The sequence below is a fragment of the Sinobacterium caligoides genome (assembly GCF_003752585.1).
GTDB classification, from domain to species: Bacteria; Pseudomonadota; Gammaproteobacteria; order Pseudomonadales; family Sinobacteriaceae; genus Sinobacterium; species Sinobacterium caligoides.
This window is the reverse complement of the sequence record NZ_RKHR01000003.1, coordinates 1,010,897-1,034,811: the sequence shown is the minus strand read 5'-3', so window position 1 is coordinate 1,034,811 and position 23,915 is coordinate 1,010,897. Positions and strand designations below refer to the sequence as shown.

Annotated in this window: 12 protein-coding genes; 4 read left to right on the top strand and 8 right to left on the bottom strand. The window is 46.9% G+C overall.

From position 1 onward, the window contains the following. Positions 1 to 135: 135 nt before the first annotated feature. From EDC56_RS04655 to EDC56_RS04645, 3 genes are all read right to left on the bottom strand, one after another. Entirely contained in the window at positions 136 to 3,276 is a 3,141-nt protein-coding gene (locus EDC56_RS04655; protein WP_123711321.1) for an efflux RND transporter permease subunit, read from the bottom strand. Continuing rightward, positions 3,276 to 4,460: an efflux RND transporter periplasmic adaptor subunit gene (locus EDC56_RS04650; RefSeq protein ID WP_123711320.1), complete on the bottom strand. Its 1,185-nt coding sequence runs from the start codon at positions 4,458 to 4,460 to the stop codon at positions 3,276 to 3,278. Before EDC56_RS04650 ends, EDC56_RS04655 begins: the two co-directional genes overlap by 1 nt. A 147-nt stretch (positions 4,461 to 4,607) precedes the next feature. Continuing rightward, a complete protein-coding gene (locus EDC56_RS04645; RefSeq protein WP_123711319.1) occupies positions 4,608 to 5,033 on the bottom strand; it encodes a nitroreductase/quinone reductase family protein in 426 nt (141 codons plus the stop codon). A gap of 236 nt (positions 5,034 to 5,269) precedes the next feature. On the opposite strand from EDC56_RS04645, the gene EDC56_RS04640 reads away from it, so the two are divergent. Then, complete coding sequence (locus tag EDC56_RS04640; RefSeq protein ID WP_123711318.1) at positions 5,270 to 5,596, top strand: hypothetical protein; 327 nt, start codon at positions 5,270 to 5,272, stop codon at positions 5,594 to 5,596. Positions 5,597 to 5,725: 129 nt separating this feature from the next. Further along, on the top strand, positions 5,726 to 6,667 hold the full coding sequence (locus EDC56_RS04635) for a carbon-nitrogen hydrolase family protein (protein ID WP_123711317.1): 942 nt from the start codon (positions 5,726 to 5,728) through the stop codon (positions 6,665 to 6,667). A 108-nt stretch (positions 6,668 to 6,775) separates the two neighbouring features. On the opposite strand, the gene EDC56_RS04630 is transcribed toward EDC56_RS04635, so the two are convergent. The 3 genes from EDC56_RS04630 to norR all read right to left on the bottom strand — a co-directional run bounded on the left by EDC56_RS04630 (position 6,776) and on the right by norR (position 11,374). Continuing rightward, the gene (locus EDC56_RS04630) at positions 6,776 to 7,843 is read right to left on the bottom strand and encodes an FAD-binding oxidoreductase (RefSeq protein ID WP_211333558.1); all 1,068 of its coding nucleotides are present in this window, start codon (positions 7,841 to 7,843) and stop codon (positions 6,776 to 6,778) included. 77 nt (positions 7,844 to 7,920) lie between these two features. Further along, complete coding sequence (gene hcp, locus EDC56_RS04625) at positions 7,921 to 9,585, bottom strand: hydroxylamine reductase (RefSeq protein WP_123711777.1); 1,665 nt, start codon at positions 9,583 to 9,585, stop codon at positions 7,921 to 7,923. A gap of 259 nt (positions 9,586 to 9,844) precedes the next feature. Beyond that, on the bottom strand, positions 9,845 to 11,374 hold the full coding sequence (gene norR, locus EDC56_RS04620; RefSeq protein WP_123711316.1) for a nitric oxide reductase transcriptional regulator NorR: 1,530 nt from the start codon (positions 11,372 to 11,374) through the stop codon (positions 9,845 to 9,847). Between the two features lie 783 nt (positions 11,375 to 12,157). On the opposite strand from norR, the gene EDC56_RS04615 reads away from it, so the two are divergent. Both EDC56_RS04615 and EDC56_RS04610 read left to right on the top strand, forming a co-directional pair. Then, positions 12,158 to 13,477, top strand: a complete 1,320-nt coding sequence (locus EDC56_RS04615; RefSeq protein WP_148059310.1) for a hypothetical protein — start codon at positions 12,158 to 12,160, stop codon at positions 13,475 to 13,477. 84 nt (positions 13,478 to 13,561) lie between these two features. Then, positions 13,562 to 14,545, top strand: coding sequence for a hypothetical protein (locus EDC56_RS04610; RefSeq protein WP_148059309.1), 984 nt, complete (start codon positions 13,562 to 13,564; stop codon positions 14,543 to 14,545). 140 nt (positions 14,546 to 14,685) lie between these two features. On the opposite strand, the gene EDC56_RS04605 is transcribed toward EDC56_RS04610, so the two are convergent. Both EDC56_RS04605 and EDC56_RS04600 read right to left on the bottom strand, forming a co-directional pair. Beyond that, a complete protein-coding gene (locus EDC56_RS04605; RefSeq protein ID WP_123711313.1) occupies positions 14,686 to 15,420 on the bottom strand; it encodes a hypothetical protein in 735 nt (244 codons plus the stop codon). Positions 15,421 to 15,639: 219 nt separating this feature from the next. Beyond that, positions 15,640 to 23,484 (bottom strand): LamG domain-containing protein, encoded by a 7,845-nt coding sequence (locus EDC56_RS04600; RefSeq protein ID WP_123711312.1) that lies wholly within the window; start codon positions 23,482 to 23,484, stop codon positions 15,640 to 15,642. Positions 23,485 to 23,915: the final 431 nt, after the last annotated feature.

Below are 23,915 nucleotides of genomic sequence, written 5' to 3'. Positions count from 1 at the left end.
CCCCGGCAACCCCCAATCCAAACAACTGATTTAATGGGACGAAACGATACGGCAGGCTTTGAGATGAAGTTGATCCAACCGTAAAGGCTAAACGCAAGCCCCGGCGTTAACACCGGGGCTTTTTCTTAGCTATTACTATGTGTGTTGCGGAATACTCTTTTGCTGATGCTTTATATTGCGGGGGCGGCGTTTAAAGCAGCGCTCAACAACGATAAAGAACACCGGTATAAAGAAGATACCTAAGAAGGTCGAGCTGATCATGCCACCGAGCACGGAAGTACCGAGTGCACTCTTGGCGCCAGAGCCTACCCCATGACTTATCGCCAGAGGTAAAACGCCAAGTCCAAACGCCAACGAGGTCATAATAATCGGGCGTATTCGTGAGCGAACGGCCTCGAGTGTTGCATTAATAGCGGACTCACCTTTACTGTAACGTTCCTTCGCGAACTCTATAATTAGGATTGCGTTCTTAGTCGCCAAGCCGACGGTGGTCAGTAAGCCGACTTGGAAAAAGACATCGTTCGACATGCCTCTGCTTCCTATCGCCAGTAAGGTTCCCAGTACACCTAAGGGAACAACGAGTATGACGGCTAACGGTACTGTCCAGCTCTCGTATAGCGCAGCGAGAACGAGAAAAACCATTAACACCGACAAGGCGTACAGAGACGGCGCTTGGCTGCCAGATTGCCTCTCCTCATAGGACAAGCCATTCCAGGCAATGCCGAAGCCTTGCGGTAGTTGCTCTGCGAGCTGTTCAATATCTCGCATGGCCTCGCCGGTGCTGTAACCCTGGGCAACCGCGCCTTGGATATTAACAGAGGAGATGCCATTAAAGCGTTCCAGTCGAGGTGATTCTTTTGCCCAGTGGCCAGAGACAAAGGAGCTCAAAGGTATCATCTCCCCAGAAGCATTCCTGGCATACCACATGCCGATATTATCCGGTGATAAGCGATAGCTGTCATCGCCTTGAATATAGACTTTCTTCACTCTGCCCTGATCGAGAAAGTCATTGACGTAGCGGCCGCCAAAAGCAGCGCTTATCACGGAGTTTACATCGTCCATTGATAGGCCATAGGAGAGTACTTTGCGATGATCTATATCTAGCTGATAAACCGGCGCGTCTTCTTGTCCATTGGCCCTAACTCCAACTAAGTTGGGGTTTGATTGTGCAAGGCGTATTAACTGATCGCGCGCTGCAGTAAGTGCCTCGTGCCCATGCGAACCACGATCTTGTAGGTAAAAACTAAAGCCATTGGCGGTACCCAACTCAATCGCTGCTGGCGGAACAATAGCAACGGCTATCGCCTCTCTCATGCCTGAAAAGTACGCCATGGCTCTATCTGACACGGCCTTCACATCAGTACCAGCGTCCTGTCTATATTGCCAATCTTTTAGGCCGATAAAAGCAATGCCCATGTTATTACCAGTGCCCGCAAAGCTAAAGCCTGAAGCAACAAAGACATTTTCAACAACGTCGGACTCTTGCTCGAGAAAGTAGTTTGATACTTTTTCCATCGCCTTTTCTGTTTGCCCCTGAGTAGAGTTGCTAGGCAAAACGACTTGCGAGAAGAAAATACCTTGGTCCTCATCGGGTAAAAATGCCGTTGGTAAAGCGGTGAAATACCACGCAGACACTGCTGATATTGCCGCAAAGATGAGCATCACACGCAGTGGGCGCTTCAACATGAAGGCAACACTGCCTTGGTATTTTTGCGTAAAACGATCAAAAATACGATTAAAGCCAGAGAACATACGATTAGGTTTGGCAGCCTTGTCCACTGGTTTTAGCATGCTCGCGCATAATGCAGGTGTTAGCACCAGTGCCACCACAACAGAGAGCCCCATTGCGGTAATGATCGTAATAGAGAACTGCCTGTAAATAACGCCAGTAGACCCTGACATGAATGCCATAGGAACGAAAACGGCAGATAAGGTGAGCGCAATACCGACTAAAGCACTCGAAATTTGCTCCATTGATTTGTAGGTGGCTTCCCTGGGACTGAGCCCTTCAGTGTGCATTATTCGTTCAACATTCTCGACGACAACAATGGCGTCATCCACTAACAGCCCGATGGCGAGCACCATCGCAAACATGGTCAGCGTATTAATCGATAAGCCAACGGCGTAGAGAACAGCAAAAGTACCCAATAACACAACGGGAACGGCAATCGTTGGGATCAGCGTCGCTCTAAAATTTTGCAAAAACAGATACATGATGAGAAAAACGAGTATAACGGCTTCGAATAAGGTGTGGACAACCCCCTCGATGGATTTGCCCACAAAAGGCGAGGTATCATAGGGGTAAACAACATCGACGCCATCGGGGAAAAATGGCCGAAGCTCTTCAACCTTGTTTTTCACCGCCTCTGCCGTCTTTAATGCATTTGCACCGGTAGCTAACTTAACGCCCAAGGCGGCCACGGGGTAGCCGTTGTAAAAGTTGGTCATGATATAGTCATCGGCACCCAGCTCAACACGGGCGACGTCCTTCAGCAAAACTTCAGCGCCGTTGCTGCCCGATTTGACGATGATATTCTCAAACTCTTTCGCTGTCTTAAGGCGACTTTGGGCTGATATTGTCGCGTTTAATTGCGTTTCTTGTTGCATGGGCCCGGAGCCAAATTGGCCAGCCGACACCTGGGCATTTTGCTGCTTTATTGCTGCTGCAGCATCAGCGCTCGTCAGGCTGTATTTTTCCAGCTTGAGAGGGTCAAGCCAAATTCTCATGGCGTACTGTGCACCAAACACTTCAAGGTCTCCAACCCCTGCCACTCGGCTCAGCGGGTCTTTGATTTTTGAAATGACAAAGTCGGAAATATCATTTTTATCAAGCTTGCCATCCTTAGAATATAAACCGACAATCAGCAGAATACTTGAACTCGACTTACTGACCGTTACCCCCTGTTGTTGCACCTCCATTGGCAGCATGGGAAGAGCAGACTGCAGCTTATTCTGTACTTGAACTTGTGCTATTTCAGGGTCTGCATCGGTATTAAACGTGACGGTGACCGCAACATTGCCAGTGCTATCGCTGGTTGATGAGATATAGCGTAGATTGTCAATTCCCGTCAAAGACTGTTCGATTACTTGGGTAACGCTGTCCTCAACCGTCTTCGCACTGGCGCCATTATAACGAGTCGTTATTAATACCGTGGGTGGGGCTATGCTGGGGTATTGAGAGACGGGGAGTTTAGCAATAGACAGAGCACCCGCAAGCATGATCAGAATAGCGATAACCCAGGCAAAAACTGGTTTATCAATAAAGTACCTCGCCATTACGCATCCTCCGCTGACTGTTGTATCACGTGTGCAGCAGAGCGATTTATGGGGGCTTTAATCTCTTTCGAGCTTGGCTTGACGACGTTGACCTTGTCGCCTGTGCGAACTCTCTGTAGGTTGCTAATGATAATCTCATCATTGGCTTGCAGGCCAGAAACGACACGCCACTGCTTACCGAAAGCTTCAGCTGTTTTAATAACGCGCTGTTCAGCTATACCATTGTTTTTCACTAGCATCACCGTCGCTTCACCCTTGCTATTTCTAGATACCGATTTTTGCGGAATCAAGATAGCGTGCGGATCTTGACCAATATTTAAGCGGGTGTGCACATACATGCCGGGAAGAAGCTGACGATCGTCGTTAGGGAATTCTGCTCTCAACGTAACGGAATCTGTGTTCGCATCGACATTGACTTCGGTAAATTTGACTTGTGCTTGATACTCCGTCGCGTTGTCACCAGTATCTGTCGATAGCATTACTGTTGGCGTTGAATTCATAATCAGTTCGCCACGTTGATAGGCACGTTTCAAGCGCAGCACTTCACTACTCGAGCGTGATAAGTCGACGTTTATTGGGTTTAACTGTTGAATCTTGGCTAACATTTGGCTTTGCCCCGAGGTCACTAGTGCCCCCTCGGAGATATAGGATTGGCTGATAATGCCGGAAATAGGCGCGTTAACTTTGGTGTATTCTAAGTCTATTGTCGCTTGATGCAGCGATGCTTCTGCGACATGCAGAGATGCAAAAGCGACCTTGTAACTGGCCAGGTTATCGTCAAGTGTCTGTTCGCTGACGGCGCCGCGAGCGACAAGCTTTTTGGTGCGATTGAGTTTTGTCTTCGCGGCATAAACGGTCGCTTGAGCGGCCTCTAACTTAGACTTAGCCATTAACACATTGGCTTGATAGATAGCGGGGTCAATTTGGTAGAGCGACTGCCCTTCTTCGACAAAGGCCCCTTCTTTAAACAACCTTTTGATGACGATACCATCAACTTGAGGTCTGACTTCCGCCTCTTTGAATGCCTTTGTGCGTCCAGGTAGTTCTACTGAGATGGTTTGGCTCGACGGTTCGATGATCAGCGTGTCGACATTCGTTAGTGGGTGTTTATTTGGGGCGGAGTCCACACCGCCGCACCCCAACAGCATCAGCGGGATGAGCGCTAAAGTCATTCTCTTATACATTAACTGAACTTCTCTCTCGTCTAAAAGGATAGCTAAAGTATCATTTCAGATGAGAGGCACCTTATTCTATAAAGGACAAATGATATCAACTTAAGGACCAATTTATGAAACTGGCCATAATCATCGGCTGACGGGCGCCATTGTCTACTATTTGTCGGCCATTCTTCTCAATAGGATAACCGGTATCTCGCGACCAGCCGTCTTCATGTAGCTTTTCGTTCGGGGGTTAATGGCGGTGATTTGTGACCATAAGACTTCGCGACGATCACCACTGATAAGCTCTGCTCGCACCTTCTGTCGCTGGCGGCCAACACGGATATCAAAACTAGGCTGCGCCTTGATATTAAACCACCAGGCGGGTGGCTTGGTCTGGCCATTATTGGATGCAATGATAACAATGCCGTGGTCATCGAGCGCGTAGTAGCGAACGGGCGTAATACGAGACCGGCCGCTTTTGGCACCCACGGTATACAATAGTGCTGTCGGGTGTTCGCCTAAATGGTGGCCGATAAGGCCGCCGCTGGCGCGATAGACAAACGTGTGGACCTTGCCGAACCACTGATAATTGGCCATAGGGTATTACCTGTTAAGACTCTACGAGATCAACAGCATAGCAAAGACCTTCTCCTATAAACGTCAGCTAAAAGTATTAGGAATGCATTAAAAGAAGCCAAAAGGGGGCGCTGATGGCGGGTGGCGGCCATCTCAGTTGCTCATAATTTGATCTGCATTGCCGCCTAAGTCTTTAGGTTAGCTATGATTTAACTTCATTGGCGAAGGCCTTAGTATGATTATTGTTGGAGGGGGAGATGGAGAATAAGTACAAGGTGCCAGCGGTACTTTTCATTATTGACGGTGTGCTGACGGCTCTCTCGATTCTGTTGTTTATTGGCATGGTCGTTTTTTTCGTGGGTTTAACTTTTGATCTAGAGGCCGAGGAGGTACTGATATTATTCTTGATCGGCCTGACCACTTTGTTTGCTCTATTGAAAGTCATTGTTGGTGCTTATCTTTTAAAGCAGAGGGAGGGGGTGCACAAGTTTGCGTTGCCACTAGCGGTACTTTCCCTGCTTAGCTTTCCACTTGGGACGATTTCTGGTGCGCTTTATTTGTACCAAAGGTTTAGGCGCCAATGAATCTGATTTAGTCACAGCTGACCTTCGTTCTTGTACTTTTTTATCGGTGCAGCTGTGTGTTGTCTCTGTCTCAATGAAACGCGATTTTTCTCGAAATAGCGTATTGAATTACTACATTTAGAGTCTAATATGAAAAAGAAAATTATTGCAGCACTACAGCTCGGCTCCTCGGCACAGGGGACTGCTGATACACTTCGAAAAATATTAAGCTATAAAGAACGCATAAAAGACTCAAACTGTGACTTATTAGTCATGCCTGAGGCTCTGTTAGGCGGTTACCCAAAGGGTGCTGATTTTGGCACGCGTGTGGGCTATCGAACGGAGCAGGGGCGGGAAGAGTTTTTGCAATACTGGGAGCAAGCTGTTGATATCGACGGCCCCGAAGTGCTCGCATTGGTTGAGTTGGCGAAGGATTGCAATACCTCGATTGTACTTGGCATTATCGAGCGGGGTGGCTCAACGCTATACTGCACGGCTCTCTTCATCACGGAGCAAGGTGAGGTGGCGAAGCATCGTAAACTGATGCCGACGGCAAGTGAGCGGCTAATCTGGGGCCAGGGTGATGGCTCGACAATGCCTGTTATAGAAACGTCGGCGGGACGGATTGGTGCCGCTATCTGCTGGGAAAACTACATGCCTCTATTGCGCTCGGCAATGTATGCCAAAGGGCTCGAGATATGGTGCGCGCCGACGGTCGATGACCGTGAGATATGGCAGTCCAGCATGAAGCATATTGCCTATGAGGGCAGAAATTTTTTAGTGAGTGCCTGCCAATATCAACAACCCCCTGGCGACGCTAGCGTTAAAGATGTGGATTGGCCAAAGGATAAGCCATTAATTCGCGGTGGCAGCGTCATTGTTTCGCCAATGGGTGAGGTGCTTGCTGGCCCACTCTATAATAGCGAGGGCTTGCTCTCGGCGGAGATAGATCTTAACGATATTATTAAAGCGCGATATGATATGGATCCTACAGGGCATTATTCTCGCCCCGATGTATTTAAGCTTATCGTCAATGAACAAGAGCGCCCTGCGGTGACTATTATTGAAAGTGAAGCCTGCAAAGACATCTAAAGAGGGCGGGTATATTCACTGAGTCATGCTAAAGCAGGGCTTGAGAGTGGTGTTACGATGTCTTTTTACAGCTTCTAGGTGATGCGACGAGCATATGCTCTGTCGCTATTAGGCAAGTTCGATTTCGGTATCGCTCATCAAGGTTGAGGAGCAGGCGAGGACGAAGCCTTGTGCAACCTCTTCGTTGCTTAATGCGCCTTGGCTTGTGGAGACAACCTCGCCAGCGGTAATTTTGCATTTGCAGGAGCCGCAGACGCCACTGCGACAGGCAGCAATGATGGGGACTTCATTGTCCTCTAACGCAGTTAGTAATGTGCTGCCAGCGTTGGCAGCCAGCTTTAACTTAAGTTTCGGCACACTAATTTGTACCAGCGTATCGGCATCGCTGTTTCCGCGTTGCGAGTCGTTAGCGGCAGGGGTGAAGCTCTCTTGATAGAACTGGCTCATATCATAAGCCGCACTCTCTACGATACTTTTGCAGGCCTCCATGAAACCGGTAGGTCCGCAAAGGAAGAGGCTGCGTTGGCGGAAGTCTGGGCATAGCTGCTCGAGCATCGGTAGTGAAATAAGCCCCTCTGCTTCTGTGCTATTTGCCGCGTCTTCTAATAATAAGCGAGGTTTGAATGTGGGGTGTTGTGTGGCGAGCTGCTTCATTTCCTTGGCGAAAATAATATTGTTCATATCGCGAGCGCAGTGTAGGAAGCAAATATCGTGGTCGCTACTCGCTTGCAATAGGGTGCGAGCCATCGACATGACAGGGGTGATGCCGCAGCCGGCGCTGATAAACAGTAGCTTGTTTCCATGCGCACAATCGACGCTATTAAATTCGCCGGCAATGCTCGTCGTATTGATTTGTTGGCCTGGTAGTAGATTGTCGATCAGCCAGTTCGAGACGAGACCACCGGGGACGCGTTTGATAGTCAGTTGTAGCTGCTGTTGCTCAGGTACGGAGCTGATGGAATAGGCGCGGTGATATGCCTTGCCGTCAATATTGATAGTGAGCGTAGCAAACTGTCCAGGCTTAAACTGAAATGGCAGCTTGTCGGCGTTGGTAAAGACAAAGCTGACAGTGTCTGCGGTTTGGTTTAAGCGCTGTTGAAGAATGAGAGGGCTGCTGCTTGGGTTCCAGTAAGCTTGTTCTGCGCCAGAGCGATTTGCGCTTTCGGCAATTGACATGTTCTGTCCTTTGGTTAAACAGATAAAATAGGAGTGAGGCGCACCTAACTAAACGTTAGATGCGCGTAGAGGGCAGTTTATGCCGCCGCTATAGCGTCTTTGATATCAGACTCAACATCGCCGATAGTTCGGTAATCGAACTTATCTTGCAGTACTTTTACCAGATTATCTGTTAGGAACGCTGGGGTTGTTGGGCCGGCGTAGATGCCTTTAACACCAAGAGAAAATAGCGTGAGTAAAATAACAATGGCTTTCTGTTCGAACCAAGATAGCACCAAGGTTAGCGGCAGTTCATTAAGGTCGCAGTCGAAGGCTTCAGACAGCGCCAGCGCAAGCTGAATAGCTGAATAGGCATCGTTACACTGGCCTACATCGAGGAGGCGAGGGATACCGTTGATGTCGCCAAAGTGCTTATTGTTGAAGCGGAACTTGCCGCAACCTAAGGTTAAAATCAGTGAATCCTCAGGGGCATTGACGGCGAAATCAGTGAAGTAGCTGCGTTCAGCGGCAGCTCCGTCACAGCCGCCGATAAGGAAAAAGTGGCTGATATTGCCTTGTTTCACCTGGTCGATAACGGCGGGGGCGGCTCCCATGAGTGCGTTGCGGCCGAAACCAACGGTGATCATTTTCTCGATTTCGGTACAGCTGAAACCTTCTTGCTGCAGGGCGCAGTCAATGACGGCGCTGAAATCGTCGTCTGTGATATGGGTGACGCCAGGCCAACCGACGATACTGCGAGTGAAGATTCGGTCAGCGTACTGACCGACGTTAGGGTCGATGATACAGTTAGAGGTCATGACGACAGCGCCGGGGAAATCGGCAAACTCTTGTTGCTGATTTTGCCATGCTGTGCCGTAGTTACCAACGAGATTGCTGTGCTTCTTCAGCTCAGGGTAGGCGTGTGACGGAAGCATTTCTCCGTGGGTGTAGACGTTGATGCCGGTACCAGCCGTTTGCTGCAGAATTTTCTCGATATCGTGCATGTCGTGGCCAGAGACTAAGATGCATTTACCTGCGATAGGTTTTACATTCACTTGCGTGGGCTCTGGGTGGCCAAAAGAGTCGGTTTCGCCCTTGTCGAGCATTTCCATGATGCGATAGTTTAGCTGGCCTATTTGCATCGATGTGTTGAGCAAAGCGTCGATATCGCTTGGGTCGGAACCTAACCAAGCCATGATGCGGTGGTACTCAGTCGCGACACCTTGATCGGTTTGCCCGAGTACGCGCGCGTGCTCAAAATAGGCGGCTGCGCCTTTGAGACCGTAAAGGCAGAGCAAGCGTAAGCCGATGACATCTTCGTGAACGTCGCTCTTGCCACGGTTAACGGCGGCTTGATCGGCGGAGGCTAGAATCCCTTCGATGGTATCGGGTAGCTCGAACTGCGCGGCAGCAGAGAGGGGAGGTAATGTGTCGCCCGCAGCAGCAGCGGCAGCAATAGCGCGGTCACGCAGTGAGTTTTTGCAATCCTCGGCAAAACGGGTATAAGCATAAATCCGTTCGGGATCGAAGTTGACATTGGTCAGCGTTGAGAAGAAGGCTTTCGGTGCCCAGTTGTCTATTTCGCTGTCGACAATAGCGTATTGCCGTGCCAGGTTTGCCCAGTAAGAGATTGCTTGTAAGTTGAGGATGAGCACGTCTTGCAGGTCGGATACATCGGAGGTTTTGCCGCACATGCCGGTGCTGTATGCACAGCCATCGCCAGCAGGGGTGCGTATTGTTTGTTCGCATTGAATACAAAACATGTAGAGCTCCAAAAAGTAGGGCAATAATCAAAGGATGGATAATAAGTAGGGAGGGACTGTCGTCATTCGTTGTCGGTTCGAGATTGGCCCGCACCGTAGATTCGACAAAAGAGTTCCCGATACCAGCCTTATGCTCAAAGCGTGCCAACTTTTTAGTTGTTATTTATCAGTGCTTTACTTTTTTATTCTATGGGTGCGATGTGGAATGAACATCGTCCATGAGTGTGAGATTCACATCACTACCGTGTGCTTAGACGCCTTATAGGCCTAATCGTTTGCCAATTTTGTAGAGGTTGCCGCGATCAACTTGTAGCTCTTTGGCGGCTCGTGCCCAGACACCATTATTGCGTTCGAGGGCCTCGTCTATTAGTTGTCGCTGAAAATCCTCGACGGCTTGACGAAGGGCAACGGGGTTATCGTTGCCGCTTGTCGATATAGGCTCAGGCTGCTGTGTGATCGCCGCACCATCGTTAAAGTGTTCGAGGGTAATTAATTGCTCGTTAGATTGGATAGCGCGAAGGGCGGCGCGCATCAGGCTGTGCTCAAGTTCACGCACATTGCCGGGCCAGCTGTGCTGTTCAAGGTGTCGCGAGGCCTGTGGGTGAAGGTGGAGGCTGCGTGCATTAAATTGGCGTCGAACGCGGTCAAGAATGTGGCCGGAGAGAATCGCAAGATCCCCCTTGTGTTCGCGGAGTGGGGGAACGTTGATCGGAAAAACGTTGAGACGATGGTAGAGGTCAGAGCGAAAGCGCCCCTCTCGTACTTCGACTTCGAGTTGACGGTTGGTGGCGGCGATGACTCTAACATCGACCTGTAGGTTTCTATCGGCACCAACGCGCTGAACCTCTCCCTGTTGGATTACGCGCAACAGTTTTGCTTGCAATAGTAGCGGCAATTCGCCGACCTCATCGAGGAAAATGGTGCCACTGTGAGCGAGTTCGAACTTGCCCGTACGTTGAGTACTGGCACCGGTAAAGGCCCCTTTGACGTGACCAAATAGCTCGCTCTCGGCAATCGATTCCGGTAGGGCGGCACAGTTTACGTAGATCATCGGTTGATTGGCGCGGGGAGATTGCGCATGTACGGCGTGGGCGACTAACTCTTTACCGGTGCCAGTCTCGCCACTGATCAGCACGGCGAAATTGGAGTTGGCAACGAGTTGTATGTTGTTGCGTAATTGCTCAATCGTCGGGGTGGTGCCGATTAGCTCGCCACCTCGATTGCGCGCCTCTTCGATCAATAGTTTATTGATGCTCTGTTGTCGGCGATGGCGAGATTTTAGCGCGTCGACCATCGAGGCGTTACGAATTGTTGCAGCGGCGAGGGCGGTGAAGGTTTTGATAGTGACGTCATCGATATCATCGAAGGCACCGGGTTGGAGGGCGTCGAGAGTTAGTATGCCGATCAATTGCTGCTCGGCATAAAGGCTACAGCCCATGCAGTCATGAACGTTAAGCGCTAGGCTGGGGTCGTTCTTCAAAATACCGTCGAAGGGGTCGGGTAATGTTGAATCTGCCGCGAAGCGCACCGGCTCTCGCGCATCAAGAATGGCCTGTAGGCGAGGGTGGTTGCCGGGGTCAAAGCGCTTGCCCAATACCTCCTCGGAGAGGCCGACGACGGCGACGGGCCGCAGTTGTTTGTCATCGGTTAAGATAAACAGGGCGCTCGCATCGCAGGGTAATACATCGTTGAGGCTACTGATAAGCCGTTGATAGCGATGCCCGGAGGGTAGATCAACGCCTAGGTCGAGGGCTATTTGTAGAAATGCTTGATCGAGATTTGAGGGCATAAGGTGGTCGCAGGGAAAGACGAGATGGCGCTATGATGTTCTTTGTACATCGTTCGGTCAATTGACGCCGCTCAAGCGAAGTGATGAACGCACATAGAGTGTATGCTGAACTTATTACCCTTAGTGTCGCCAGCTAAATTAACGGTTACAGAATCAACTAACGTTTGGTTGGGTGCCCCATTTTTTGATCATATCGCCATAAATATAAGTTGTTAGGGGAGGCCTGGAAGAAAATTTTAGGAGTAGATAATGCACGGTAGAATCAATACTGGATAAGCAGTGAGGGCATCGCTGTAGACAACTCAATCATGCTAATCTCGATAAATATAATTTCCCAGGAAATAAATGTCGCGTATCACTCAATTAAATAGCCGCTGTTTCTTGTTTTTTCTGCGTTGAAATAAAGATGAATAAAAGCTGGATTATTCTGAAAGGCGTTGGCAATGCAGCCTGGGAGTCACTTTAGGGTGACTCAAAGTGGCGCTGAATAATTGTTGTTGTTTATTTTTGACGTTGATAAATATTTATGACACCTGGGTTATGCAATATCTTGTTGATTTTAAGGCTATCTTTATATATTTTATGAGAAAAGCGACCTACCTTTAGTGATTGTCTTGGATAAGACCTATTCATAATACCTGTGCTCACTTTGATGTACTTGATTGCTGTGCAGGTATTGTTTGGCTTGGTGGTAGAGCAAGATTTAGACGCCATATTGTCGAACTTGTTCTTAGTATATAAATGAATTTTAAAAATAATATATGTAAAAGATGGATGATTTTTATGGTTAAACGTACCTTGATGATGTTTTTTTTAATATTGGTAGGTTGTAGCTCGGCGCCTGTTGTCGAGCGAGCAAACCTTGTTGAAGGCGTTAAATATAATATTGCAGAATTTAACTTTGATCTCGTCTACCGACTTAATGTAGCCGGTTATTTGCCCGCTGCTGAGACAGAGAAAGTAGTTAGAGAATCATTCGAAAATACCTTAAAGGATGCGGGCTTACTCGCTGAAGACGGTGATGAGGGAGTGGTCGATATTAGTGTTTATATCGACTACCGCCGTATATTTACCGGAGAGGCGACGCCTTTCCCATTGGATAGCGTTGCCCCACCGACCTTTTTCCTTGCGGCGTATGCTCAGCAAGGAGGGCTAAAGAGAATCTATAGCAGTGACGAGAGTATTTTGATCGGTGGCGGTCTTTCTGGTTTGATTCAAAGTCTGACAGGTGTGCATGTTACAGGCGATGCAGAAAAAGATGTGCTTTATTCGATGGTCATAGGTAAGACGGCAGCAGAAAGGTTAATAAGATCAACGCCAGGTTTTGCCAGTGATTTTACAGCAAAAGAAGTTGATCCCGATGTTAAATCCATTGACCGATGGTTGCAGGAAAATAAACGTGTTGAGCAAGTAAGCTATATCCCCAGTGATGTGGTTGCAGGATACTTGGCCGCTATTAAGTCGCCTGATAGTAAAGTGCGTCTAGAGGCATATGAACAGTTGCAGCGTGCGTGGATTAATAGCTCGGAGATCTACCAATACCTGCAGCAGAAGGTTGAGGACCGTTACTTAAAGGAGCTTTCTAGCGCTGAAGAAAAAGAATTAAAGCAACAGATTAAGACAATAGCCTATTCAGGGTTAGTTGATTTTAAGGCGCTGTTAGAAACGGTGGCTGAGAGTGCCTATGACGAAGGTGTTAGGCGAAGCGCTAAAGATAACGTCGATACGCTGAAAGAAAGAGCGCTGTATGCATCGTTTATTCATCGCCGTCTACCGAGCGGTATCAACCTTGATTGGAAACAGCAGCAATTATACAACATGACGGTGTCTAAGGATGTGTATCTACAGCGAAGGGCAGTTAGGCAGATATACAAGGAATATGGTAAGAATGAGGCTTTACTTGACGCCTTGAGCGACAATTTAAATGACGCTTTAAGAAAGACATACCGCAGTAAGCTTTCTATTGATTACCATGCTTGGATATGTAGAACGCTTGGGAAGTCAGGAAAGGTGAAGTATAAACCGCAGCTAGAGAAAGTTGCCAATTTTGCCTACTACGAAAAAGTTGAAGAATATGCTGAAGATTACGCCGAGCTCCTTTAAGTTTGTCCGTCTTTTTTGTAGGGGTTTCGTCTGTTAATGATAATAATTTCTTAAACAATAAATATGAGTAAGGGTGGATTTGAAATGAAAAAGATTGGATTACTGTTTGTTGTAAGTATGCTGTCTGCGTGTGGCGGTGGAGGCTCGAGCGATAATGACGCTGTAGCGGCAGAGAGTTCTGCTAGTACTGCCGGGAGCGAGCAAACAAAAACTGAAGAGGGTGCTGTTGGTAAGGTATATACCCCCTTCGAAGGTGGTTATAGTCTAGATAGTCGTGATGCCATCGATAGCTCACAGGATATCACCGGTGTATGGCTGTTAGCAGGCGAGAAGAAAAAGTTTAACAGTGAAGGCGAGTATAAGAGTAATCGACTATTTTATTATCAGTTAGCGACTATTGAGAAGGAAGATTCTGGTTATGTCTTAAGTACCTGTGATTTTTATGGCGACAAACACACATCGATCCCTTTTTCCTTAGAAAATAATCAATATAAGGTTGCGGATAAGGACGATTATAATTGGATCACGACGAACGAGTTGTCTTTCGCAGAGAATAAGCTCTCCTGGTTAACGGATGAAAAACAGAGTGATGGCAGCCCTTCATTCTCACAGGAAAAGGAGGGCTATAAGATTGCTGAGACAGCTAACTCACTAGAACTGGGGAAACTAGCCATTCGTTATATCACGGAGGCTGGGACAGCGCTATTACCGGAAAACAGTGAGTATGACATAGCTTGTTTCCATATCGTGCAGGGCACTGACAATGGTGAAAATGTGGCTGAGGCGAATGCTATCGAGCTCGGTGTCGTCGCTGAAAATAGTGCAGGAGGCTCGCCTATCGAAATCTCTTTTGATGGCACGGTGACGGCTAGCTCTGGTGATGGCGATTCTGCCCATGTGTCTGTGGGAGGCGTTAAAACAGATAAGTTATTTTACTCCAGCAATGATTTTCAAGCAGATTTCTCGTCGAGTATTGATAGCGAGGAAGCTGGATACTCGATAACCGTCACCGATACAGCAGGGCGTGGCGATACAGCAAGTATTGAGGTGCAGTTGAGCCTTCCGTAGTGGTTAGGGGAGGTATCGTGTTCAGCTGCAGCCAATGGCTGCAGCTATTACAAGCCGTTTAGCGATAGAAAATAAAATGGCACCTCTCTCTTTCGAAATAGGTGCCATATGGTAAGTCTCGCTAGGGCTATATCAGCTTTCTATCTGCTTATCACTTTATCTAAACGGACAAACTCCTTTCTGATGGCAAGCAGCATGATCTGCATTGTCTCTGTGCGATTGATCAGGTCGGAGTGGATGTACCAGTAACCATTCTTTATGTAAGTATAAACTTCGGTACCACCAATAGATCCTGACTCTTTAGAGGTGATATTGAAGCCTGCAATAGTCACAACAAAATCACTGGCTTTAAACGCAGTTTTTACCGCGGTATCATCACCGACAGAGTAATAAGTGTAAATAAATGGTAGCTGACCATTACTGGTAAAGCCTCCGTTAATATTTAGCTTCCCATCAACTTCTAGGTCGCTGCTCACAGTGACTTTGTTCTCAACTTTTACGTCGCCATTAACATGTAGTGTTGCTTGTGGGTTTGTAGTGCCCAACCCAACACGGTTAAAATCCTCGTTCAAATGCAGATTACTTTCGTCAACCGATGACTTCTTAAAAGCAGCATCCTTCATGTTCGCCGGATCTAAGTTCGTTAATCCAGAGCCGTCGCCGCTAAAGGCTTTGGCCGTGACCGTACCGCCAACTTTTAGCTTTTCTGATGCTTCCTCATTCGTTATCAGGTTTCCTATCTCAACCCGCTCAGCGGGATCTTTCGCTAACTGCAACGACTTTCCACCTGAAACGGCAGAATCTAACTCATTCCAATCTGTTACTGTGAATACACTGCCTGACTCTTTCTCGTTTGTATTATAAAAATCACTCATGATTAAATCCTTTTATATTATGCATATTGGGTTTTATTGCTTCTTTGAAGGGAGGTAATTTAATCTCGTTTATAAATGACATGAATATCACCTCCTTTTTATTTTTTTATTTTCAGTAGTCGGTATTAAGCAAATATGCCTCCTTACATTTTAACGTTAGTATTGTTGTAAGGTAGATACTCATCTACCTTTATTAACCTGCTAGCTTTAACTGCTTGGTTAAGACTCATCTATGTCATAGTAAGAAGCGAGGTAGCGCTTGATTTCTTTCTGATAACCAATGAATTCAGGTAGTTGCTCTAGAATGACTTTATCAACCGCATTAAAAAAGTCGCCAGCCTGATCCAGCCCAGCAATATAAGGCTCAAACTTCTTAATCAGCATATAATTACTTTCAATGCCCTTCGCGCTCATTGCCTGTTCTAACGACTGAGGCGCTTCAGGGGTAAACTCCGGTAAAATACGGCTGACGTAAGTGACCCGGTGCATAATTCGCCAACAGGGCTTCGCCTTTGCCGCATTGCCCTGTGCCTGGCGAAGAGCCTGAGCATTCGGGTCAGAGTTTTCGGCTAACCAGATAGGATCAATAACCGTATTAAACAGATCGTTAAAGTTATCTTCCCTAGGTTCGAGATAAAACGTCATGAAACGATAAGCATCAACTGTTCCTGGCTTAAGAGCAGTAGATCGCGTTGGTAATAAACGGTTATCGTATTGATAGCGTGGCTTAGTGGGTAAGCGAATGCCAACGTTAATGCTGAAGGTTTCGCTCGAGCCTTTTGTTTTCGATTTAGTCACCGTCAATGAGCTGTTGTTTTTAAACTGTGGAGATTGTGATATCCCAAATAGTTTATAACTTAGGCCAATGGAGCCACTCATTTTTAAATTGGTGTCTGAAGCGTATACCTCTTGCTGGGTATTGGTAGACTGGGTGGATTCGGCGTAAAACCCTCCTTCCATAGTCCACACATAGTTATTGATCAAGTTGCTTTGTGAGCCAACTTTGGCCAGCTGCTTCTTTAAATCAGTGGTCTGGTAAGCGCCTTGTACGGCAGCTTGGCCAACAGTCGAGTTAAATACAGTATTGGCGAAGGGTAGTGCAGCAAGCCCTGTATTTGCCGCCCCGGTAATAGCTGCAGCAGACTGAAACTCACTTTCTGTCGAGGTTTCATTAAATACATCTTGATAATAATTCTCTAACTCAAGCTGCTCGCGCTCAATTTTCCTCTTCAGTTTGTAAGCTTCTCTGGGTTTGAAATAGCTGTACTGACCGTAGCTAGACTGTGCTTGCGGGTAGTGGTCATCGGTAGTATCACCGAACTTTCCATCTAAACTCCCCTGCTTGGTATAGAGCGGGTTAATTGGGAAGGGAACAATGTTAACGTCTTCCGGTATATCAGGGTTAGGCTGCCAGTTGATACTTACCAATGCATTATTGTGCGCTAGACGTAGCAAATAGATATCAGCAGTTTTTGACTTAACCAAAGCGTAGCCAGTATTGCCTAGGCGGTTATTTTTAAGTGTATTGCCTGTACTGCTTGGGTGTGTGGCCAGGCTTGCCGTCAGTGACTTGTCGGTGTTTACTTTGATACCGCGAGCGTAGGTTTGTGCGCGGTTACCGGAGGTTTCCCATGTCGACTTGCCGGTGGTTGTCAATAGTGTCGTTTCAGCAACGTTCAGTACTTTTTCCAGAGCTATTGCGCTGGACTTCAATGCTACCTCAGCAGGGTTAATGGCTAATCCAGCGCCAAAGGGGGCTGCCACGACCCCTGGAGAAAGTTCTGACGAATCCTTAATTGTTCGAGTCGCATTGTACCCCTGCTTAATCAGCAGCTTTGTAAACTCATGTTTCGACTCTGTCTCGACCGAGACACCCCAACCTGCTTTCTTACTCGTGTTGTAGTTGTAAGAGACATTCTCAGCCTGTTTGAAAGTAACGCTGTTAAACCTAGCGGAGCCATAGTCTTTGTCGGTGAAATTTTCGCCTGGCACGGGTGGGGGGCCCTCTAAATAACCTGTCACCTGCGGATCATATTGTGCCTGAGCAAACCATTGGCTGACTAAGTTGCCGACTTTGTAGCCGGTCATACGGTGCCAAGCGCCATTGGCATCGATAAACGAATAACAGCGTTTTAAAATACCGCTCATCGTACCGTCAGTATCTTCTTGTACATCACCGTACTCGACAACAGCAGGCTGAGAGCCAATATGGCCATGGTAAGCTGTAATCACGCCGCTTGTTGCCATGCGCACTTGTGGGATCTCTGTTGACACAGGCGCATCAGATAACACTTCAACAAAGTGACTGGTGGAATTGCCGAGATCAATAGCTAAGTTGGCGCTGGTCATGCTGCGGTCTTGCACTAGCCCATCAGTTTCTTCGATGGGCTTATCAAAGGTATAGTTAGCGAGCAGTTGGTCCCACTCACCTTTCAACCGGCCAAAGGCATTGTCAGTAATTTGCTCATTGGTACGTGGCTGATTCCAGACCCTAACCTCTTCTATGCTCCCGTAGAAATGATCAGCCGTCGCTTCCTGTACAGTAACGCCACCTAGGCTAAACTGTTCAGCTTGCTCTACTGAGCTGTGCTCAGACTCCGTATGGGCAACGTAAGCACCATCAATGAAAAACAGCAGCCGCTCCTTCAGGTTAGGTTGAGGGCTTTCAACCCAGCCCTCTCCGGGTAATACGCCATTACTATTGCCTGATTGATCGTAGAGATACTTCCCCTGTCCTTCAATCATCGGCCAATTAGCCAGCAGGCTCGCTTTATTACTCAGCTTGTTAAGCGACCCTGCTTCACGTAAGCCCAAAGCCCTGTCCCATATGCGAGTACCACAAAATACGACGTCAAAATCACTATTGCTATCGTCACCGAGGGTAAAGTCTTGATGCATTGGCTCCGTGTTGCCTACAGCGTACTCTTCTTGCCGTGGTGTGGTGAAAATATAGCCATCGGCTGTAGTAACCACCATCGTGAAATAATATTTTTGGTTAGCTTTTTCTGCGTAGCTTGATACATCAAAGCTGCCGGTCAGTTGATCTATATCGCCGGTGCCTTTTGGCATGTATTGCTGCCAGTCTTGTTGATTATTCTTAGAGCTCTTGGCGTTCTTTGAGCTCTTTGCCGCATTAATAATAATCTTATCTGCATTAGCGGAATCGTTGCTATTGTCATCTAAGTTAATGTCCTGAAGTATCGAAGCACTAGAGGGGACGTCATCGGCATTAAATAGGTTTGCGCTGTCTATTGATGTTGTTGTTGGCGGATTAGTTGACCTTATTAGAGTTAACTTACAGAACTCATTGAAATTTAGTTTTAAGTTTTCAATATTACTGTCAGTTGATTTGTCAATATAGTCAGCATTATCGCTAGTGAATTGATCAGGGCTGAATTGATAGTTAGTCCCTCTGTAGTTAAAACAGATAGACTTATTACTATCCACCCAGAGTTTATATTCACCTTGCTTTCTTAGCAGCGTTCCAGGCTTTGCTATCTCAGCCATGACTTCAATAGAAAATTCACCGTCTAAACTCAACGAGGCATCACTACCGCAGGCTATTTGATTATGGCTGTCTAATCGGTAGCCCCACATTTTCTTATGAGTAAACGCTAGATGCCTCCAAGCAGGATTGCTGTCTTGCCCTAAAAAGTTATACAGCGCCGCTGTTTTATATTTCTTGTTGCCCATTGTGGCGACACAGCGGTATTTGCTTACCTCTTCCGCTCCCTCTATACCTTCTACAGTCTCCTCCTCAATAGAGAGTGAGTAATGTTGCTCGCTATTCTTATAGCTTAGTACAGTGCCTGAGCTCGCCTTGGGCATCGCTGCAGAGGGTTTTACCCAAGCCTCTACACTCAAGCCTTTCTCGGTGGGCTGCAAAGCTTGTAGTTGGCTGCTCTTGGTCGTTGATAATAATGCCCCATCGGCCGTAGATGTGGGGTTAAACTCTACCGCAAGGCCTGCTTCCCAATTCCGCCACTGGCCCAGGCTACGCTGGTTATACAGGGTATAATTGAATGCCTCTGTCGCCTGTGCCTCTGTGTTAATTGCAGCAGAGTAGTTAGCATCAACTAAGTAGCTTCGTGACTGCTGCCACTCCGGTGCAGAAACACCCGCGAGCTTGCCGGGGTAACAGGTAAACGATGTTGCATAATTATATGAGCAATTGACCGCTAAACCGGCGTTTAAGCGATTAATAGCGACAGGGTTAATATCCTGGACACTAAAAGTAACGACACGAATCTTAGCTATTGCTAACAGTAACTCAATGAGATCGGCTTTTAAGCGCTCAAGTCTCGCCGCTTCACTATCGATGTCTATCATCAACAGTAAATCTTCGATCGCTTTGGTGGTAATAAGCGCGTTTAAGTTCTCGCTGGTGGCGCTGAGTAGGGTGGCTGATAACTCGGCCTTTTCAATGCGATGATCTGATCTTTGATAAACAGCTATTGCGGCGCCGTTACTATGGCTGGTCGCGATGGTGTTGGCGTGACCACGTTCAACGTTGAGCTGGTTGCTGTTAGTGTCAACATGCTTAACCAGCATAACCTCCTCACCGAGCTGAATCGAGTCGCCCTTGGCAATGCCCAGAGAGGCAATAGAGGTGCCTGTTAGCAGGCTGTCTTCAGCGGCTAACGAGCCATTAATGAGGCACTTGTTGTGTGTGACACGGGTACCATCAGCATGTTCTGCTGCCTGTGATGATAGCTGACCACGAGACACGGTAAGGTCATTGCCGGTAATAGCATCAATACGCAGGAACTCGCTGTTGATGTTTATATAGTCGCCCTCTGATGCCTTGAGTTGCTCAGCAGAGGTAACGGATAGCGTGGTGTCAGTACTTGAAAATTGGCCGCCGTCCCGAATATAGACCGCTTCAGCCGGGCTTGCTGCCGGTGCCGCAAGCTCGCTAATTAAGCTGAGCCCTTCAAGGTATCCCCAAAGCTTATCAGCATCTTGAATAATATCAGCCGACCCTTCAACAAGGGCCATTAAGTAAGCTTTATAGAGCACATCGGATTGAACCGTCACAGCGCTATCCAGTAGGCGAAGTGCCTTATCGCCAATGTAGATATCCCTGTGTGTGTGCAAGTAGGGTGATAGCGCTGCTAAAGTTGCAATACTAAATGTCGGTGTGGAAACAGCGCCACTGGCAAAGCCAGACTCTTCATTGAAGATAAGTTGATTATCGGTACTAGTGCGGACTTTAAGCTGACTTTTCTCTTGGTAGGAGACGGTCGTGCCGTGGCCATAGTCGGCTGCAGAGGTGGAAAATTGTGCGCGATCCAGGGTCAGCGTATTAGCGTTTATTGCCACAATACGCACTATTTCGCTATCAATGCGAATATAGTCACCTTGTTGAATCCCCAAGTCTGCGACTTTGGCAACGGTCAGTGTTGTACTCTCTTTTTGTAAGCGGCCGATGACTGTCGAGCGACCTTCTGACAGTGTTTTATAAGCAACTCTGTCGCTTGCTGTACTCTCTAGAGGATCTAATACACCTAATGAGGATTGCCCATCGCCATTGAAAATATTAGCAATATTCTCATAGGATTTAGGTAAGTCTTCCCATACCTCGGTAACCGCATTGCCTGTTTTCATCGTCATCGTGCAGACGTTTTTCTGCTCATCGCTAGTAGTGACAGCGATGTTGAGATTAATATCTCGCTCTAAGCGAAGTTCAAATGATAAGGCCGGACTAATAATATCGAGTGCGACCTCAAGCTTTATTTTCTCGGCGGCATACTCGTTAATTTCGTTATAGTGATCTAGCGCGAGTAAGCCATCGAGAATATCGTTGTTTTTTGTTACGCCGCTGTCTTTTAGCGTAGCAATATCGCTCTTTAATTGTTGTTTTGTACAGCCAGAAGGTAGGTCTATCTCTGTGTTTTCTTCCTGCTGCTGTGATTGCTTGCCGGTTGGATCAAAATAGAGAGCAAAGAAATTATCATTCGCGCCTTTAAAATAAAGGTTAACGCGACCGAGAGAGTCGTCGAACAAGTGCGGCGCAGTTGCTTCAACGGCGTCGGAATACATATTGACATCAACATTATTGCTCGCGTCTTGCACCCGGCTGTAGGAAAACTTAATGATACCGCCACTCGTGGAAAGACCCTCTGAGTCAACATCGATTAGTGTCAGATTTTTCTGATTCTCATCTTGTATATTTTTGCTGCCGATAGCGGTAAAACCAATGTCGGGTAGATCAGCATGGTCGCTCGTTAGGCGGCTAATGTGGCCATCGGCTGTCGCGGTAAAATTCAAAATCCCTATATGTTGACCACCACCTTGGCCTTTTATACTCATTGCTAACATAACGGCAGGTGTTGTTTTGAAGGGCGCTTGCTCTTTTCCGATTAAGTCCTGCAGGTAGTAGTAGCAGGACGACATCCCCTTATGAATTGTATATTGCTGTTTTACCGATGCTATTTCTGCATTGTTATCAAACGCGCCAAATTCCCAGGCTGACCTTGAGACTAGTGATACATCATCCTTACTTACCCCCGTGATGATGGCGTAGACCACCTCTGTGAGTAAATCGATAGGAATGAACTTTTTAACTTCAGTACCTGCGTTATAATCGACTACTGCGGCATTACTGCCCATTACTGCCCGCTCGACAGTCAAGATGCCGTCATCGTTAACTGCTTTAACGGCAACGATCTCGTTGCCAATGAGCAAGTAATCTCCGAAGGCAACATTGAGCGAGTTATTGTCGGGAGAAAGCGTCAAGCTATCCGAACCTATTTTCAACGCCGAGACTTTGGCGCTAGCATTGGCGGCGAAATATTTTGTGCTTTGATTGCGTAATATTGCTGCCGTAATACTATCGGTAGTGCCGTTGTTGATGTACTGATGCACATGAGATATTAAATAGCTATCTTCAACAGTTCGATCATAGAGTGTGTATTTCTCGATGAAGCGATCAACGGTAGCGCTTGAGTCGCTGGTATCAAAGATAATGCTGTTGTCAAAGCGAATATTAAAGCTGTTTAATTTATTGCTATCGCTGTCGTGACTGAATATTTGCCAGCGTTTCTCATCATTTTGTCCCGGTAAAAGCAGTACTGAAAAATTACCATCGGACAAATTGTTCGTACAGCTTAGCTCGCGCGTAGGCTCATAGAAGGGCTTGTTCTCAACATCGACAGCCGATAGTGTGTCTTTCTTTGATTGAGGTGTGGTCTTATGTCGGCTACGCTGATAGCGGATTTCACGACTATTTCTTAGGCTGGAACCACTGAAGATAAAACGATCGACCAATAACGTCGAATGGACTAACGAGGCTGTTTTTCTTTTTATATAGATAGATACTGCATCGTTGAACTCATCATAAGACAGTGTGGTATGTTTATGCGCCTGAAGAACGTTGTTGATCGTCGTAGATTTTTCGTTACTGTTAATAACTTTTTCAATGTTAGTGATTAACTCGTCATAACCAAATTTATTTTTCTTTGCAAAGCTCCTCAGCACAGGAATTTCGTTTTTCTGTAAGTCTGTGTCGATCGTATCGCCAGTGGTGGTGACTCCTGCGGTGATTGATTGACGAAATAGATAGACATACTTGCCATCCGAAATCACTTGAAAAGGTGCTATGGCACCGAGCCTTGCGGTACTAGAGTGGTATTGGTCGACGAGGTTTTTATTGAGGTCGTTATCTGATAGCTTGGTGCCGTGCTTATCTTTTGCATGCCATTTTTTATCTTTTTTATCATAGTCATAGCTTTGTATGATCCTTTTCCCTTCGCTATCATAATCATCCATCATATGATTGGGAGCTATGGCATAACCGACCTGAGTGATCTCGTTTGGAAATTGCAGACAATGCTTATCTCGATCTAACTTCGACCAATAGTTTTTGTCGAGAGTGGCGATATCTTCGCTGTTAGACTGGAGGTTTGATAAATTTAATACACTGTAAAATATCCTTCCATCCTCTCTCATGGCAAAGCTTATCGGCTTTCCCTGATGAGAGACCATGGCAGTATAGAGATACTTGTCAGTCGTTTCTTTCTTAAGGTTTTTTTCTATAAAAGGAGTTGTTTTTATCTTGGACATAATTTAAATCCCTTATTTTTATACTTATTCCGTTATAAAATTTGACAACAAGTAATGGGCCGTGCCAGCAATTATTCATTGCAAGATCCTATCCGGTGCTGGGCATTTTAGTTCTTGGCTTATTTGCGAATAAGAGTTCACATCATGTGGGCGCTTAATAACCACTGACCAGCTTCATATGATGATTTCGCAGCCTTGTTAGCCTGCTAGCTAGCTCAATACTTGCTCGGCGAAAACTTTATAACCATCAGTGCATCTCAGATAGATTAAAAAGTTGTCATAATATTGCGGTAAAGGTGCTGCGATGACTCGGTTGGTTATAGGGAGATATACGGCAAATTATAAGAATAGATGGCATCGTCACAGGAAGCTGTGATCGCTAAAGATGTTCAGATCTGCCTATTAAAGAGAGTTACTCTGCTTTACATGGG

What these genes read in the sequence shown, in the direction of transcription:
- EDC56_RS04605 (WP_123711313.1), bottom strand. Translation starts at nt 15,420, where the DNA reads ATGAGTGATTTTTATAATACAAACGAGAAAGAGTCAGGCAGTGTATTC.
- EDC56_RS04630 (WP_211333558.1), bottom strand. Translation starts at nt 7,843, where the DNA reads ATGTCAATTGCCGAAAGCGCAAATCGCTCTGGCGCAGAACAAGCTTAC.
- EDC56_RS04610 (WP_148059309.1), top strand. Translation starts at nt 13,562, where the DNA reads ATGAAAAAGATTGGATTACTGTTTGTTGTAAGTATGCTGTCTGCGTGT.
- EDC56_RS04600 (WP_123711312.1), bottom strand. Translation starts at nt 23,484, where the DNA reads ATGTCCAAGATAAAAACAACTCCTTTTATAGAAAAAAACCTTAAGAAA.
- hcp (WP_123711777.1), bottom strand. Translation starts at nt 9,585, where the DNA reads ATGTTTTGTATTCAATGCGAACAAACAATACGCACCCCTGCTGGCGAT.
- EDC56_RS04655 (WP_123711321.1), bottom strand. Translation starts at nt 3,276, where the DNA reads ATGGCGAGGTACTTTATTGATAAACCAGTTTTTGCCTGGGTTATCGCT.
- EDC56_RS04615 (WP_148059310.1), top strand. Translation starts at nt 12,158, where the DNA reads ATGGTTAAACGTACCTTGATGATGTTTTTTTTAATATTGGTAGGTTGT.
- EDC56_RS04650 (WP_123711320.1), bottom strand. Translation starts at nt 4,460, where the DNA reads ATGTATAAGAGAATGACTTTAGCGCTCATCCCGCTGATGCTGTTGGGG.
- EDC56_RS04640 (WP_123711318.1), top strand. Translation starts at nt 5,270, where the DNA reads ATGGAGAATAAGTACAAGGTGCCAGCGGTACTTTTCATTATTGACGGT.
- EDC56_RS04635 (WP_123711317.1), top strand. Translation starts at nt 5,726, where the DNA reads ATGAAAAAGAAAATTATTGCAGCACTACAGCTCGGCTCCTCGGCACAG.
- EDC56_RS04645 (WP_123711319.1), bottom strand. Translation starts at nt 5,033, where the DNA reads ATGGCCAATTATCAGTGGTTCGGCAAGGTCCACACGTTTGTCTATCGC.
- norR (WP_123711316.1), bottom strand. Translation starts at nt 11,374, where the DNA reads ATGCCCTCAAATCTCGATCAAGCATTTCTACAAATAGCCCTCGACCTA.